Annotated in this window: 12 protein-coding genes and 1 pseudogene; 8 read left to right on the top strand and 5 right to left on the bottom strand. The window is 72.0% G+C overall.

Going from position 1 to position 14200, the window contains the following annotated elements; all coding sequences use genetic code 11:
• The coding region (locus KME75_RS11215; protein WP_219414532.1) for a cytochrome c oxidase subunit I at positions 1 to 992 on the top strand (992 nt) is incomplete at its 5' end.
• A gap of 4 nt (positions 993 to 996) precedes the next feature.
• On the opposite strand, the gene KME75_RS11210 is transcribed toward KME75_RS11215, so the two are convergent.
• On the bottom strand, positions 997 to 1437 hold the full coding sequence (locus KME75_RS11210; protein ID WP_219414531.1) for an Lrp/AsnC family transcriptional regulator: 441 nt from the start codon (positions 1435 to 1437) through the stop codon (positions 997 to 999).
• 177 nt (positions 1438 to 1614) lie between these two features.
• On the opposite strand from KME75_RS11210, the gene KME75_RS11205 reads away from it, so the two are divergent.
• The gene (locus KME75_RS11205) at positions 1615 to 5106 is read left to right on the top strand and encodes an indolepyruvate ferredoxin oxidoreductase family protein (protein WP_219414530.1); all 3492 of its coding nucleotides are present in this window, start codon (positions 1615 to 1617) and stop codon (positions 5104 to 5106) included.
• A 124-nt stretch (positions 5107 to 5230) separates the two neighbouring features.
• Here KME75_RS11205 and KME75_RS11200 read toward each other — a convergent pair whose 3' ends face one another.
• From KME75_RS11200 to KME75_RS11190, 3 genes are all read right to left on the bottom strand, one after another.
• Entirely contained in the window at positions 5231 to 5713 is a 483-nt protein-coding gene (locus tag KME75_RS11200; protein ID WP_219414539.1) for a hypothetical protein, read from the bottom strand.
• A gap of 14 nt (positions 5714 to 5727) precedes the next feature.
• On the bottom strand, positions 5728 to 7008 hold the full coding sequence (locus KME75_RS11195) for an NsdA family TPR-like regulatory protein (protein WP_504739507.1): 1281 nt from the start codon (positions 7006 to 7008) through the stop codon (positions 5728 to 5730).
• A 604-nt stretch (positions 7009 to 7612) separates the two neighbouring features.
• Positions 7613 to 8299 (bottom strand): DUF305 domain-containing protein, encoded by a 687-nt coding sequence (locus tag KME75_RS11190; RefSeq protein WP_219414528.1) that lies wholly within the window; start codon positions 8297 to 8299, stop codon positions 7613 to 7615.
• Between the two features lie 203 nt (positions 8300 to 8502).
• Here KME75_RS11190 and KME75_RS11185 point away from each other — a divergent pair, with 203 nt between their 5' ends.
• The 4 genes from KME75_RS11185 to KME75_RS11170 all read left to right on the top strand — a co-directional run bounded on the left by KME75_RS11185 (position 8503) and on the right by KME75_RS11170 (position 12120).
• Entirely contained in the window at positions 8503 to 9873 is a 1371-nt protein-coding gene (locus KME75_RS11185) for an LVIVD repeat-containing protein (RefSeq protein WP_246631885.1), read from the top strand.
• Positions 9874 to 9927: 54 nt separating this feature from the next.
• Positions 9928 to 10350, top strand: coding sequence for an STAS domain-containing protein (locus KME75_RS11180; RefSeq protein WP_308282694.1), 423 nt, complete (start codon positions 9928 to 9930; stop codon positions 10348 to 10350).
• A gap of 105 nt (positions 10351 to 10455) precedes the next feature.
• Entirely contained in the window at positions 10456 to 11694 is a 1239-nt protein-coding gene (locus KME75_RS11175) for a phospholipase D-like domain-containing protein (protein WP_219414526.1), read from the top strand.
• A gap of 27 nt (positions 11695 to 11721) precedes the next feature.
• Positions 11722 to 12120 carry a sunset domain-containing protein gene (locus tag KME75_RS11170; RefSeq protein ID WP_219414525.1) on the top strand — a complete coding sequence of 133 codons (399 nt, stop codon included), beginning with the start codon at positions 11722 to 11724 and terminating at the stop codon, positions 12118 to 12120.
• Between the two features lie 21 nt (positions 12121 to 12141).
• On the opposite strand, the gene KME75_RS11165 is transcribed toward KME75_RS11170, so the two are convergent.
• Positions 12142 to 12564, bottom strand: a complete 423-nt coding sequence (locus KME75_RS11165) for a hypothetical protein (protein WP_219414524.1) — start codon at positions 12562 to 12564, stop codon at positions 12142 to 12144.
• A 359-nt stretch (positions 12565 to 12923) separates the two neighbouring features.
• Between KME75_RS11165 and KME75_RS11160 the strand changes: the two genes are divergently transcribed.
• Entirely contained in the window at positions 12924 to 13445 is a 522-nt protein-coding gene (locus tag KME75_RS11160; RefSeq protein WP_219414523.1) for a cation diffusion facilitator family transporter, read from the top strand.
• A gap of 242 nt (positions 13446 to 13687) precedes the next feature.
• Positions 13688 to 14085 (top strand): annotated as a pseudogene (locus KME75_RS11155) (VOC family protein).
• Positions 14086 to 14200 lie beyond the last annotated feature (115 nt).

Genomic DNA, 14200 nt, shown 5'->3' with positions numbered 1-14200 from the left:
ACCTGTTCTGGTTCTTCGGCCACCCCGAGGTCTACATCGTGGCGTTGCCGTTCTTCGGGATCATCACCGAGGTCATCCCGGTGTTCAGCCGCAAACCCCTGTTCGGCTACCGCACCATGATCTTCGCGACCGTCGCGATCACCGGGCTGTCCGCGGTGGTCTGGGCGCACCACATGTTCGCCACCGGGGCGGTGCTGCTGGCGTTCTTCTCCCTGACCACGTTCCTGATCGCGATCCCGACGGGGATCAAGTTCGTCAACTGGATCGGCACGATGTGGCGGGGCAAGATCACGTTCGAGACGCCGATGCTGTGGTCGGCCGGGTTCCTGGTGACGTTCCTGCTCGGCGGGTTGACCGGGATCCTGCTGGCCTCCCCACCGCTGGACTTCCACGTCAACGACACCTACTTCGTGGTGGCGCATTTCCACTACGTGCTGTTCGGCACGATCGTGTTCGCCACCTTCGCCGGGATCTACTTCTGGTTCCCCAAGATGACCGGCCGGTTCCTCGACGAGACCCTCGGCAAGGTCCATTTCTGGACCACGTTCGTCGGGTTCCACCTGACGTTCCTGGTGCAGCACTGGGTGGGTAACGAGGGCATGCCGCGGCGGTACGTCGACTACCTGCCCACCGACGGGTTCACCGTGCTCAACGCGGTCTCCTCGATCGGGGCGTTCGTGCTGGGTGCCTCCACCCTGCCGTTCCTGTGGAACGTCTTCCGCAGCTACCGCTTCGGCCGCGTGGCCACCGCCGATGACCCGTGGGGGTTCGGCAACTCGCTGGAATGGGCCACCACCTGCCCGCCGCCGCGGCACAACTTCACCGAGCTGCCCCGCATCCGCTCCGAACGGCCGGCGTTCGAGCTGCACTACCCGCACCTGGTGGAGCGGTTCCGGCACGAGGCCCACACCGGGCGCCCGGACCCCGGGGAGCTGGCGGCCCAGCAGGTCGGGCGCGAGGAACAACCCGACGCGGACCCGAAGTCGCGCTGACCGCTCAGCTCTCCCTGGTCCAGGAGCCGAGCACCATCAACGTCTTCGTCCCGACGACGTTGCCCGTGCGGCGCAGCTGGTCGATGGCCTGCTGGAGGTGGTCGAGGTCGCGCACCCTCAGCTGGATGAGCGCGTCCGGGTCACCGGCGATCGTGAACACGGCGTGCACCTCCGGGATGGCCGACGCACTCTGGACGATGTCCGCGACCCGCGTCGTCCCCGCGTAGCGCAGCTCCGTGAACGCCTCGATGGTCCAGCCGAGCTTGGCGTGGTCGACCTGGACCGTGAAGCCGGTGATCACACCCAGCTCCTGCAGCCGGTCGACGCGGCGCTTCACCGCCGCCACCGACAGACCGACCTCGCCCGCCATGTCCGAGTAGGTGCGGCGCCCGTCGCTCCGCAGCAGCCGCAACAGGGCGTGGTCGGTCGCGTCGATGTCGGGCACGGCACGGGCTCCTGGGACGGGACGTCGGTACTCTCCGGTCGCAAACAACCTCGCACGAGCGGGGTCACGCCGACAAATCCTTGCGTCTTCCCGGCGGATTCGCGGGGGGCACTTGTGTCAGCCGCCGGGCGCGCGGTGTCCTCTGCCCGACCCGGCCGGCCCGCCAGAGGGGGTTTCGTGAGCACCGTCGCCACACCCGTGACGCTCGATGACAAGTACGCCGCCGACGGCGGCCGCGTCCTGATGTCCGGCATCCAGGCGCTGGTCCGGCTGATGCTGGAGCAGCGGCGCCTCGACGAGGGGCGCGGCCTCGACACGCGCGTGTTCGTGAGCGGCTACCAGGGCTCGCCGCTGGGTGGGCTGGACATGGAGATGGGCCGGGCGCGCCGGTTCCTCGACCCGGCCGGGGTGGTGTTCCGCCCCGGGCTCAACGAGGAGCTCGCCGCCACCGCCGTCGCGGGCACGCAGTTGCTCGGCCAGGTGCCGGGGCGCCGGCACGACGGCGTCGCCGGGTTCTGGTACGGCAAGAACCCCGGCCTCGACCGGGCAGCCGACGCGATCCGGCACGCCACCATGTCCGGGACCTCGCCGCTGGGCGGGGCCGTCGCGCTCATCGGCGACGACCCGGGCAGCAAGTCCTCGACCGTGCCCAGCTCGTGCGAGCCGATGTGCCAGAGCCTCTCGATGCCGCTGCTCGCCCCGGGCTCGGTCGCCGAGGTGGTCACCTACGGGCTGCACGCCGTCGCGCTGTCGCGGGCCAGCGGGCTGTGGACCGGCCTGAAGATCATCGCGGACGTCGCCGACGCGTCCGCCACCGTGGACGTCGGGGCGCTGCGCCACGGCATCCCCGCCCCGCAGCGCGTCGAGCGGGGTGCGCCGCCCGTGCTGCTCGGCACCGCGTCCCTCGACGCCGAGCACGACATGCTCACCCGCAGGCTCGACCTCGCCCGCGACTACGCGCGCACGGCTGGGCTGAACCGCGTCGTGTTCAGCGCCCGGCAGGCACGCCTCGGAGTGCTCGCCTCCGGCACGGCGTTCGCCGTGGTGCAGCGGGCACTGGACGACCTGGGGCTCGACGAGGCCGCGATGGACGCGCTGGGCCTGCGGCTGATCAAGCTCGGAATGCCCTTCCCGGTCGACGCCGACGCGCTGGCCGAGCTGACCGTCGGCCTCGACGAGGTGCTGGTCGTGGAGGACAAGGTCCCGTTCCTCGAGGGGCACCTCAAGCAGGCGCTCTACCGCCGCCCGGGCGCGCCGGAGGTCGTCGGCAGGCGGGACGGGACCGGCAGGCCGCTGCTCACCGCGCGCAGCACCCTCGGTGCCGACGACGTGGCCCGCGCGCTCGCCGCCCGGATCGGGCCCGACCGGCTGCCCCGGGCCGCGGCCGCGCACGTGGAGGCGCTCGCGCCGGTGCGCCGCTCGCGCATCGCCCTACCTACGATCACCGGGCCCACGCTCGGCGGCGACGTCCCGTCGCGCACCCCGTACTTCTGCTCCGGCTGCCCGCACAACACCTCCACGCGCGCGGGCGACGACACGCTGGTCGGCGTGGGCATCGGGTGCCACGCGATGGTCGCGCTCGACGGCGGGGGCCGGGGCAACCAGGTCGGGATCACGCAGATGGGCGGCGAGGGGGCCCAGTGGATCGGGCTGGCCGCGTTCACCGACGACCGGCACTTCGTGCAGAACCTCGGCGACGGCACCTTCCACCACTCCGGGTCGCTGGCGATCCGCGCCGCCGTCGCCGCCGGCGTGACGATGACCTACAAGCTCCTCTACAACGACGCCGTGGCGATGACCGGCGGGCAGCGCGCCGAGGGCAGGCTCGACGTGCCCGCGCTGACCCGGCTGCTCGCGGTCGAGGGCGTGCGCCGCGTGGTCATCACCACCGACGAACCGCAGACCTACCGCGGCGTTCGGCTGGACCCCATCGCGACCGTTCGCCACCGCGACGAGTTCGCCGACGCCGAGCGCGAGCTCGCCGCCGTGGACGGGGTCACCGTGCTGATCCACGACGACCGCTGCGCCGCCGAGCAGCGCCGCCTGCGCAAGCGCGGGCAGCTGCCGACGCCCGCCGAGAAGGTCGTGGTGAACGAGCGGGTGTGCGAGGGCTGCGGCGACTGCGGGGACGTCTCCACCTGCCTGTCGGTGCAGCCGGTGGCCACCGAGTTCGGTCGCAAGACCCGCATCCACCAGGCCTCCTGCAACTCCGACTTCTCCTGTCTCAAGGGCGACTGCCCCTCGTTCCTGCTCGTCGAGCCGGGCAGCGCATCCCGCCGCCGCAAGGAGGTGCCGCCGCTGCCGGTGGCGCTGCCCGAGCCGCAGCCGCGGCGGGGTGGCGACGAGGTGCTCCTGCGGATGCCCGGCATCGGCGGCACCGGCGTGGTGACGGTCTCGCAGATCCTGCAGATGGCCGCGCACCTCGACGGCCTGCACGCGGCCGGGCTCGAGCAGACCGGGATGGCGCAGAAGGGCGGCCCGGTCGTGTCCGACGTCCGCATCGCCAAGCAGCCCGTCACCGGCGCGTTGCGGGCCTCGCGCGCCACCGCGGACGTCCTCGTCGGGTTCGACCTGCTCGGCGCGGCCGCCGAGGCGAACCTCTCGGCCGCGCGCCCCGGGCACACGGTCGCCGTGGTGAACACCGCCATCGTGCCGACGGCGGCGATGGTGACCGGCCGGGTCGTCCTCCCCGGCGGCCCGGAGGACGCGCTGGAGCGGATCGCCGCGGTCACCCGCGACCCGCTGCACCTCGATGCGCAGGCCCTCGCCGAGGCGCTGTTCGGCGACCACATGCCGGCGAACATGCTGCTCGTCGGCGCCGCCTACCAGCACGGGTGCCTGCCGGTGTCGGCCGAGGCGATGGAGGAGGCGATCCGGCGGGGCGGCGCGGCGGTGGAGAAGACCCTCGCGGCGTTCCGCTGGGGCCGCGCCGCGGTCGTCGACCGCGACGCCGTGCTCGCCGCCGTCGCGACGCCCGCCCGGGCCGTCGTCGAGGTCGACCCGGCTGCCGCATCGGTCGTGTCCGCGACGGGGGCGATCGGTGCCCTCGCCGACGTGCTCGCCACCCGCGTCGCCGACCTCGCCGGCTACCAGGACGAGGCCTACGCGCGCCGCTACGCCGAGGAGGTGCGCCGGGTCGCCGTGATCGCCGCCGAGCGGGCGGGCGCGGAGGCGGGGGAGCGCGTCGCCGTCGCCTATGCCACGGGCCTGCACAAGCTGATGGCCTACAAGGACGAGTACGAGGTCGCCCGGCTGCACCTCGACCCCGTCGAGCAGGCCCGCCGCGACGCCGAGTTCGGCCCGGACGCCCAGGTCTCGGTGCTGCTGCACCCGCCGGTGCTGCGGGCGATGGGGATGACTCGCAAGATCCGGCTGCGGCGCACGGCGGGCCCGGCGTTCCGGGCGCTGCGGGCGGCCCGGAAGCTGCGCGGCACGCCGCTCGACGTGTTCGGCTACGCGCACGTGCGCCGCGTCGAGCGCGAGCTCGTGGGCGAGTACCAGGGTGCCGTGCGGGCCGCGCTCGCCCACCTCGACGCCGCCACGGCGGACGCGGTGGTGGAGCTGGCCGAGCTGCCCGACGTCGTCCGCGGCTACGAGGACATCAAGCTGGCGAGGGTCGCGGACTTCCGCGAGCGGGTGCAGACGGCCCTGGCTGCCCTGGACGCCTGACGGCCTCTTCCCCGACCGTGCATATCCGCTGGTGGCCATGCGCACCTCCGGCGGTGGGCACCGCCACCGTTCGGCGTGCATGGTCGCCCGCCTGTTCCCAGGTCGCGGCCGATAAGCCCGGGGGTCAGCTGCGATGCGCCCCATCGGGCCACACGACGGTGACCGACACGCCGCGGCCGCGCGCCGCCTGCACCGTGTCCCCCGTGCCGCCCTTGCCGTCCGGGGGCGCGCCGTCCCACACCGCGACGAGCACGTCCACGGTCGTGAGCACCGCTTCGTTGGCTGCGACGTACGCGTCACGGTTCGACGTCTCGAACGGCAGCACGCGCACATTGTCGGCCTGCCCGATCAGGACCTCGAACTCCTCGCGGTTGTCCGGCTTGACTTTGCGTTCCCGGTAGTCCGCGGCGGGCAGGACAACGTCCAGCCGGCCACCCAGCTCGAGTACCGCGCGCGCGAACACCTGGTCGGCTCCGCGCGCGAGACAGCTCACGCCGACGAGCGGTTCCCCGTATTCGGCGAGCACCTTGCGCAGCTCGGCAGCGACGATCGGCACCGAAGCGGGCGTGAGGTTCATGTGTCCGGTGATTCCGATGCGCACGGGCAGCACTCCGTTTCCGTTCAGGCCGTCGTGACGGCGGCGATATCGTCCCGCGACTCCCGGATGGCCGGAACGGACGCGTACGTCGCCGCTTCCCGGCGCCAGTCGATCAGTTTCCGCCCGACGCGACCGGGGCGTTGTGGATCCACGAACGGCAGCGCGTTCCGCACGGTCGCGGCAGCCTGTTCGGGGTCCCCGGTGAACAGGTGCACCCGCGCGAGCGACACGAGATCGAACGCCCGAAGGCGCGCCCTGGCCGGGTCGCGCAGCGCGAGGGCCCGCCCGAGATACTCGGCGGCGTGCGCGGCCTGGCGGGGATCGTGCCGGGCAAGCTCGCGGTAGCGGCCACCGATCGTTCCGGCGAGTTCCGCGCCGTCGAGGCTGTGCAGCCAGCGCGGCTCGTTGCCGGGGTCGATGTCCTCGTGGGACTGCACTGCGGTGTCCACCGCCCGTTGAAACGCATAGACGCTGCCGCGCTGCGCGTGCCCCCAAGCTTCACGGGTCGCCAGGAGCGACCGAAGCGCCGGGGTCGCCGTGTCCCGCGTCGCGCGCTCCACCATGAGAACGATCTCCAACCCGTCGTCGGCGACGCCGAGTTCGAACGATTGCCGGGCGAGGGAGGCAAGCACGACCGCTCCGTACGAGGTGTGGTCGCCTGCTTTCGCCAGTCGCGCGGCGGTGAAGTAGTGCTGTTGGGCGATCCGGTGCGAACCCTCGTCGAACGCCATCGACGCGGCGATCTTCGCCAATTCCGCGGCGGCGAGGAACATCCGGACGGTGAGCGGGCCGTCCGGTGCGTCCCGGAGACGTTCGGCCACATCGGACAGTTGGCCCACCACAGCCGTGCGGCCCAATCCCGATCCCGGCTTGTCCCAGTTCCGGAACATGCCGACCACGCGTTCGACGGCTTCGACCTCGGCGAGAGCGAACGCGCCGCGCCGCGCGGACAGCGGCCCGGCCGCGAGCGGTTCGAGCCAGGGAGTCAGTGGCCCGAGCAGGCTGGCCCCGGCGATCGCCGCGGCCCGCAGCGCGTCCCGCCGGTTCACCACGTCCCACTCCACCACTGTCGTCGCATCGGCCACGATCGTGCCTCGCGTCCACGGTGCACTCGTGGGCGGGGTGCCGGTCGCACTGGTGGCGACTTGGCGCGCCGGAGCCCGGAAACCTAGCTCCGCGTCGGTGTCCGCGCCGAGCACGGCCCGCAGCGCGGCGCGGTATTCCCGGATCGGGTAGCGGACAACACCCCGCTCCTTCCGATCAGATGATCGTCCAACTCCTAACGGCAGCCGGTGGTGTCCCATAGGTACCGGTTCACCGCGTCGGCGAGTTCCGCGCGGGTCATGTGTTCGCCCGGCGCACGCCGCGACGGCATTCGCTCGCGCGCCGCGCGGAGCGCGCTGTTGTTCTCCCCCGACACGCGTCCCCTTCCGTTTCGACCCGGCGATCTTAGGGTTCTGCCGACGGTTGCAACGTGCATCTGGGGTGCCTGCCCCTGGTTGCCCCTGGCTGCTCCTCCGGTGCCCTCCAGCTGAGCACGGCGGGCGCGCACAGTCAGATGCCGTGGACTCCAGACCCGCAGGCGAGAACGCCTCGTCGCTCCTTGTCGAGCTCCTCGCCACCCGCTGGCCCGACATGCGTGCCCGCTTGCTCGCCGAACACGTCCACGACGGCGGCGGGCGCTGCCGGGGCTGTCGGGTGCCCGGCTACGGCACCCCGGGCGGCCGCTGGCCATGCCTCCTCGCCACAGTCGCGCACATGGCGCAGCAGCAAGCGGATGAGGACCCGAAAGCGAGGTAGCAGCCGAATGAGCGGGCCGGCGTGCGATGCGCACCGGCCGCACCCCTTCGGCGACGCGCCCAGAGGGTCTGGAGGACAGAGCGGGCCTCCCTCGGGTCGGCCCAGGCGTCACTCGGGGAGCAGCGCCCGCATCCGCTCGATCTCCGTCGCCTGCGTGACCGCGATGCCCTGGGCCAGCTCGCCCACCCGGATGTCGCGGCCGCCCGTGAGCAGCTCCTCCACCATCGTGAGCGCGCCCTCGTGGTGGGCAATCATCAGCGTGAGGAAGAGCCGGTCGAACGCCGGGCCGCTCGCCGCCGCGAGCTCCGCGAGCTGTGCCTCGGTGGCCATGCCGGGCATGTCCGCGTGGTCGTGCCCGCCGTGGCCGGAATGTCCGGCGTGCCCGTGCTCGGCGAGCAAGGACTGCATGACCGCGATCTCGGGGCCCTGCGCCGCCCGGATGCGGTCGGCGATCGCGGCGACCGCCGGGTCGGCCACCCGCCCGGGGGCCAGCGCCGCCATGTCGAGGGCCTGCTGGTGGTGCGGGATCATCCGCTGCAGGAACCGGATGTCGGCCTCGGTGGGCGCGGCGTCGGGCAGCAGCGCCGCGGCCTCCTCGCCCGGCATGACCCTCGCGGGTTCGCCGGGGGCCCCGGGGACCACCACCGGCGGCGGGGTCGGCTGCACGGCGCCGGACGGCACGGCTACCGCCGCGCCCGCCCCGGAACAGCCGCCGAGCAGGACGACGAGTGCCGCGGCCGGCAGGGCCGGTGCCGTTCGTCCGGCCCGCCGGAGCCGGCTGCGTCGTGGTTCCATCGCGTCTCCTCCGGTCGCTCGTGGCGTCCTCGGACCCGTTGCGTCACCCGGGTAGCTGTCGCTCCGAGGGGTGTTCACATGATGTAAGCGGCAGGCATACTCCGAGTCAACCCTGCTGTGGGTTACCCCCAATCAGCTCGGAAGGTGGTCGGATGTCACCCCGTTGGACCAGAACCGGTCGGACCGTCGGCGCCGTGATAGCAATGCTGACGCTGGCCGGGCTCGGCCTCGCCACCCCTGCGACGGCCGCGCCTCCACCCGACGCCGGCGAGATCCCCGGTGTCGACGAGATCGTCAGCAGCAAGAACATGCGCCAGATCGCGAACATCCCCAAGCAGCCGCCGTTCGAGGGAGTGAACTCCTTCGGTACCGACATCGCCTTCCAGGGCGACCTCGCCTACGTCGGCAACTACGACGGTTTCGTCGTCTACGACATCGCCAACCCGCGGCAGCCGGAGATCGTCTCCCAGGTGCTGTGCCCGGGTTCCCAGAACGACGTCAGCATCGCGGGCGACCTGCTGTTCCTGTCCACCGACTCGCGTCGCAGCGACAACACGTGCACGTCGACGGCCACCGAGGACCCGGTGAACTACTGGGAGGGCATCAAGGTCTTCGACGTCAGCGACCCGGCGAGCCCGCAGTACGTCACGGCCGTGGAGACCGACTGCGGCTCCCACACGCACACGCTGGTTCCGGCCAAGGACCGGGTGTACCTGTACGTGTCGTCCTACTCCCCGTCGCCCCAGCTGGCCGACTGCCAGCCGCCGCACGACAAGATCTCGATCGTCGAGGTGCCGCTGTCCGACCCGGCGAGCGCGCACGTCGCCGCGGAGCCCGTGCTGTTCCCCGACGGCGGCAACCCCGGCTCCGGTACCGAGACGGGCATCCGCGCCACCACCGGCTGCCACGACATCACCGTCTACCCCTCGAAGGGCCTCGCCGCGGGGGCGTGCATGGGTGACGGCGTCCTGATGGACATCAGCGACCCGCTGGCGCCGCGCGTCATCGAGCGGGTGCAGGACGACGAGAACTTTGCCTTCTGGCACTCGGCCACGTTCAACAACGACGGCACGAAGGTCGTCTTCACCGACGAGCTCGGCGGCGGCGGCGCGCCCACCTGCAACCCGGCGATCGGGCCCACCCGCGGGGCGGACGGGATCTACGACATCGTCGGCAAGGGTGACGACCGCAGCCTGGAGTTCCGCAGCTACTTCAAGATCCCGCGGGCGCAGGCCGACACCGAGAACTGCGTGGCCCACAACGGGTCGCTGATCCCCGTCAAGGGCCGCGACATCATGGTGCAGGCCTGGTACCAGGGCGGCGTGTCGGTGTGGGACTTCACCGACTCGGCCAACCCGGTGGAAATCGGCTACTGGGAGCGCGGGCCGCTGTCGGCCGAGGAGCTGGTGCTGGGCGGTTCCTGGTCGGCCTACTGGTACAACGGCCACATCTACTCCTCGGACATCCAGAAGGGCCTCGACGTCCTCGAGATCCGTGACCCGCTCGTCGCGGGCGCGGACCGCGTGAAGTTCGACGAGCTCAACGTCCAGACCCAGCCCTCGTACCGGGGCTGAGCGCCACGGAGCCGGGCCGTGGTCACGATCGCGGCCCGGCTCCACCGTTGTCGGGTGGCGCTGCGGACGTCCGCGACCCTGCGTAGGGTCCTGCGGGTGGTGGACGAAGGCGACGAAGGCACGGGCGACGCGGAGCTGCTCACGATCCGGCGCAGCAGCCACGGGAACGCGCTCGTGCTGACGGTGACCGGGGAGCTCGACGTCGCAACCGGGCCGCGGCTGCGCGCGATGCTCGCCGACGCGCTCGCCGAGCAGGCGACGGAGCCCGTGGTCGTGGACCTGACCAGGGTGACGTTCATGGGGTCGACCGGGATCGCCGTGCTGGTGGACGCCAGCTGGGAGGCCGACCAGCGGGGTCGCACGCTGCGCGTCGTCACGGGTTCCGCCCCGGCGGTGGTGCGGCCGCTCACGGCCACCGGCGTCGACAGCCTGCTTTCGACCCACCCGGATCTCGGCAGCGCGCTCGGTTCCGGCTGAGCCCGTTGGGGCACGCGCGTCACCCGGTCGTCGCTGTCGAGGCGTCCGCCCGCCCGGATCGGGGTAGCCCGTGACACCGGTTGCGGGACGGGCGGGAGGAACCACGTGGGCAGCAGCGGCATCGGTGCGCGCGAGGCCGTCGGGGACGGCACGGCGGGCGGCGACGTGCGGCGGCCGTTGGAGGCCCTGCTGGGCGTGCCGTTCACCGACGGCAACGAGGTGCAGGTGCTGCGCAACGGCGTCGAGACGTTCCCCGTGCTGCTCGGCGCGATCCGCACTGCCACGCGCTCGGTCGACCTGCTGTGGTTCGCCTGGAAGTCCGACGCGGGGATCACCGACGAGGTGACCGAGGCCCTCGCCGAGCGGGCCGCTGCCGGCGTCCGGGTCCGCGTGCTGCTCGACGGCTTCGGCGGGCGCCGGATCAGCCGGGCGCACCTGGCCCGGCTGCGGGGCGCGGGATGCGCGGTGCGGTTCTACCGGCCACTGCGGACCTGGCGCGTCACGGTCGTCAACGCGCGCTCGCACCGGCGGGTCCTGGTCTGCGACGAGGAGGTGGCGCTGACCGGCGGCACCGGCATGGCGTCGACCTGGTGCGGCGACGCGCGGCACCCGGGGGAGTGGCGCGACACCGCGGTGCTGGTGCGGGGCCCGGCGGTGGCGGGGTTGCGCGCCGCGTTCGCGACGGACTGGCTGCAGACCTCCGAACCGCTGATCGGCGATGCGGACCGCTTCCCCCCGGTCGCGGCGGCCGGCCGCAGTGCGGTCCAGGTGCTGCGGGCGTCCTCGGCGCCGGGGTGGAACGAGTCGGCGGTCGCCGTGCTGGCCCTGCTGCAGATGGCGCAACAGCGGGTGCGCATCACCACGCCCTACGTCCGGCTGCCCGCGCGCCTGCACGACCTGCTCGCCGCGACCGTGCGCCGTGGCGTCCAGGTCCAGCTGCTCGTCTGCGGCCCCCACGTGGACCGCCCGCTGGTGCATCTGCAGGGCGAGCACGGCTACCAGCGGCTGCTGGACTCCGGGGTCGAGATCTGGCGCTACCAGCCGACCTTGTTGCACGCGAAGACGATGACCGTAGACGGGCGGATCGGCGTGGTCGGCACCGTCAACCTCGACATGCGCTCGCTCACCCTCAACGAGCAGACCGCGCTGATCGTCGACGACCCCGCCGTCGCAGCGGTGCTGGATCGGCAGATCGACGAGGACCTGGACCGCTGCGTGCGGGTGCTGGACCGGGACTGGCGGGCCCGCGGACTGCGCAGACGCGTGCTGGAGGCCGCGGCGAACGCGGTGGCCGCGCCGGTGCGCGGGATCGGCGGCGCCGGGCTGACCGGCCGGAGGCCGTGACCGCAGGGACGAACCGGACGGAGGCGGATGGTGGAGCAGTTCTGGCTGTGGGCCGTCGTGGCGATCGCGGTCGTCACCCTGCTCGTCTACCTGGGACGGCGGTCAAGGGCGCGGGACCGGGGAAGCGTCGCCGACGCGCTCGCCCCGCCGCCACCGCCCGGGCGGGCACCCGCGCCGGCCGGCGGCGGGACGTCCGCCGCGGACGCGGACACGGGTCCCTACCCGGGGTCCGCGCTGCCCCGCCCCGACGGCTCCGCGCCCGCGCCCGACTTCATGGTGAAGGCCGACCGGGCGGCGATGCGCTACCACACGCCCGCGTCGCCCGGTTTCCTCGATGCGGCCGCGGACCTGTGGTTCCGCTCCGGCGAGGAGGCGGAGGCCGCGGGTTTCGCACCGGGGGACGCCCGCCCCCCGCCGGAGGTCTGACCGCGGCGGCGCCCCCGCGGCTCACCCCTCGAGCCGGGCGACGTCGAGAGCCTCGAGGTACGGCTCACTGCCGTACGTCTCGTGGATCGACCGCGCCAGCGGCTCGTCGGCCACGCCCAGGACCGCGTCGAGATCGAGCGCCCGGTGGACGATGCCCGTCACGCGCACCGGGGACTCCCCGGCGAGCTCGATGCCCCCGTCGTGCAGGACGAGCAGCGGCTCGGCGCCCTCGACGCCGCCGATCACGAACGCCCGCTCGGAGAGGATGCGCCGGACCTCGGCGCTGACGGTCACCTCCTCGCCGTCGAAGGACTCGGTGTCCTCGTGGACGTTCGCGACGGAGACCCCCGTCTCGTGTCCTGCGGTGTCGTCGCTGCAGCCCGTGAGCAGGGCCGCGGCGACCGCGAAGGCCCCACCCGCGCGGGCGAGGGTTGCCGTGCACATGTCTGCTCCTCGTCCGGGCGCCTGGTCGGCGCCCGTCGGTCGTCCGGCGTCGTGCACGAATCGGCTACCCGCGTTCGCAGCGGCATCACGGCGACGCCGATGACATTTCCTGTCACACCCGGGCGGCCGGTGAAAAGGGGAGGAAATGGGCATGACGATTTCTGCGATATGACACTTCGATAACGGCTCGTTCGCAGATCTCTGCGGCCGGGTACCGGCGGGACGTGCTCGGCGGCGGACTCCGCCGCCGGCATCGTCACCCGACCGTCACGACCGAGGATGGTCCGCCGCTGCCGGATGCGGGTAGCCGGGGGAGCAGGCCGCGGCACCGCCGTCGCGCGGGAGGAGAGGAACCGGACATGGAAGGTGGAGTCAAGACTGTCGTCGTCGCGTTCTTCACGAACGGGATACTCGCCGTCGCGAAGTTCGTGGCGTTCTTCTTCACGGGTTCGTCGTCGCTGCTCGCGGAGGCGTTCCATTCGACGGCGGTGACGACCAACCAGGGGCTGCTCTACTACGGGCACAAGAGCTCGCGGCGCAGGGCGACCCGGACCCACCAGTTCGGCTACGGGCGCGAACGCTATTTCTGGTCGTTCGTGGTGTCGTTCCTGGTGTTCAGCGTCGGCGCGCTGGTGGCGCTGTACGAGGCCTACCACAAGTGGACACATCCCGAGCCGATCTCGTCGCCGCTGATCGCCTACGGGGTGCTGACGCCGGCGCTGCTGCTCGCCACGATCGCGTTCCTGCTCGCGCGGGAGATGCGCAGCCTGCTGATTGGCGAGTCGGCGACCGCGATCGACGAGATCGAGCGCGACATCCGCGACTGCGTCGGCAAGGCCCGGATCATCGCGATCGAGCCGACCGTGACCGTTGGCCGGTAACCGGGGCGACGGGGAGAGAGGCACGCCGGTGGGACCCGACACGGGGACATCTCTACCGCGCCACGATCGGCGGCGACAACGCCCTCGTCGTCGAAGTCAACCTGTTCCGCCACACCTACAACACTCTGCGACCCCACCAGGCCATCGACGAACGCACACCACGCGCGGCTTACCTCGCCGTCGAACACTGCGATTAGCGTGTGGCCTTTGGCGGACCCGCTACTTGACTGGGAGGTCCTGACATGACCAGCAAGTTCACCGAGCTTGCGATCGACTGTGCCGATCCCAACGGTCTCGCCCGATTCTGGTGCTCGGTCCTTGACTACGAGGTGCAAGACGAAGACGACGGAATTGTCACAATTGGCTCCCCTATGGTGCCTGAAGGCAAGAACCACCTTGGCCCAGTGCCACCGACGTTGACATTCGCGCACGTGCCCGAGGGCAAGACCGTCAAGAACAGGCTCCACCTCGACGTCAACCCAACCGACAGGGAGCAAGACGAAGAGGTCCGTCGCCTGCGCGTCGCCTGCTCGACCTAGGTGCTCGACACGCCGACGTCGGCCAAGGCGATGAGAGCTGGGTCGTACTTGCCGACCCAGAGGGGAACGAGTTCTGCGTCCTTGCGGGTCGCCGCCCCTGATCGGAGGCCGCACACCGCGCCAGACCTACTTCCGGTCGCCTACCCACGCTCACTCGAACACGATGAGGAGCCCCTCCAAAGATGGAGAATCCCGACCCGAGCAAAATCAAATTCT

It is taken from the genome of Pseudonocardia nigra (genome assembly GCF_019396355.1).
Lineage (GTDB): Bacteria > Actinomycetota > Actinomycetes > Mycobacteriales > Pseudonocardiaceae > Pseudonocardia > Pseudonocardia nigra.
Note: the sequence above shows the minus strand (reverse complement) of the source record. Positions and strands in the feature narration are given on the sequence as shown.

Coding starts and splice junctions, on each gene's coding strand:
- KME75_RS11195 (WP_504739507.1), bottom strand. CDS start 7,008: ATGGGACACCACCGGCTGCCGTTAGGAGTTGGACGATCATCTGATCGG.
- KME75_RS11190 (WP_219414528.1), bottom strand. CDS start 8,299: ATGGAACCACGACGCAGCCGGCTCCGGCGGGCCGGACGAACGGCACCG.
- KME75_RS11185 (WP_246631885.1), top strand. CDS start 8,503: ATGCTGACGCTGGCCGGGCTCGGCCTCGCCACCCCTGCGACGGCCGCG.
- KME75_RS11170 (WP_219414525.1), top strand. CDS start 11,722: ATGGTGGAGCAGTTCTGGCTGTGGGCCGTCGTGGCGATCGCGGTCGTC.
- KME75_RS11165 (WP_219414524.1), bottom strand. CDS start 12,564: ATGTGCACGGCAACCCTCGCCCGCGCGGGTGGGGCCTTCGCGGTCGCC.
- KME75_RS11160 (WP_219414523.1), top strand. CDS start 12,924: ATGGAAGGTGGAGTCAAGACTGTCGTCGTCGCGTTCTTCACGAACGGG.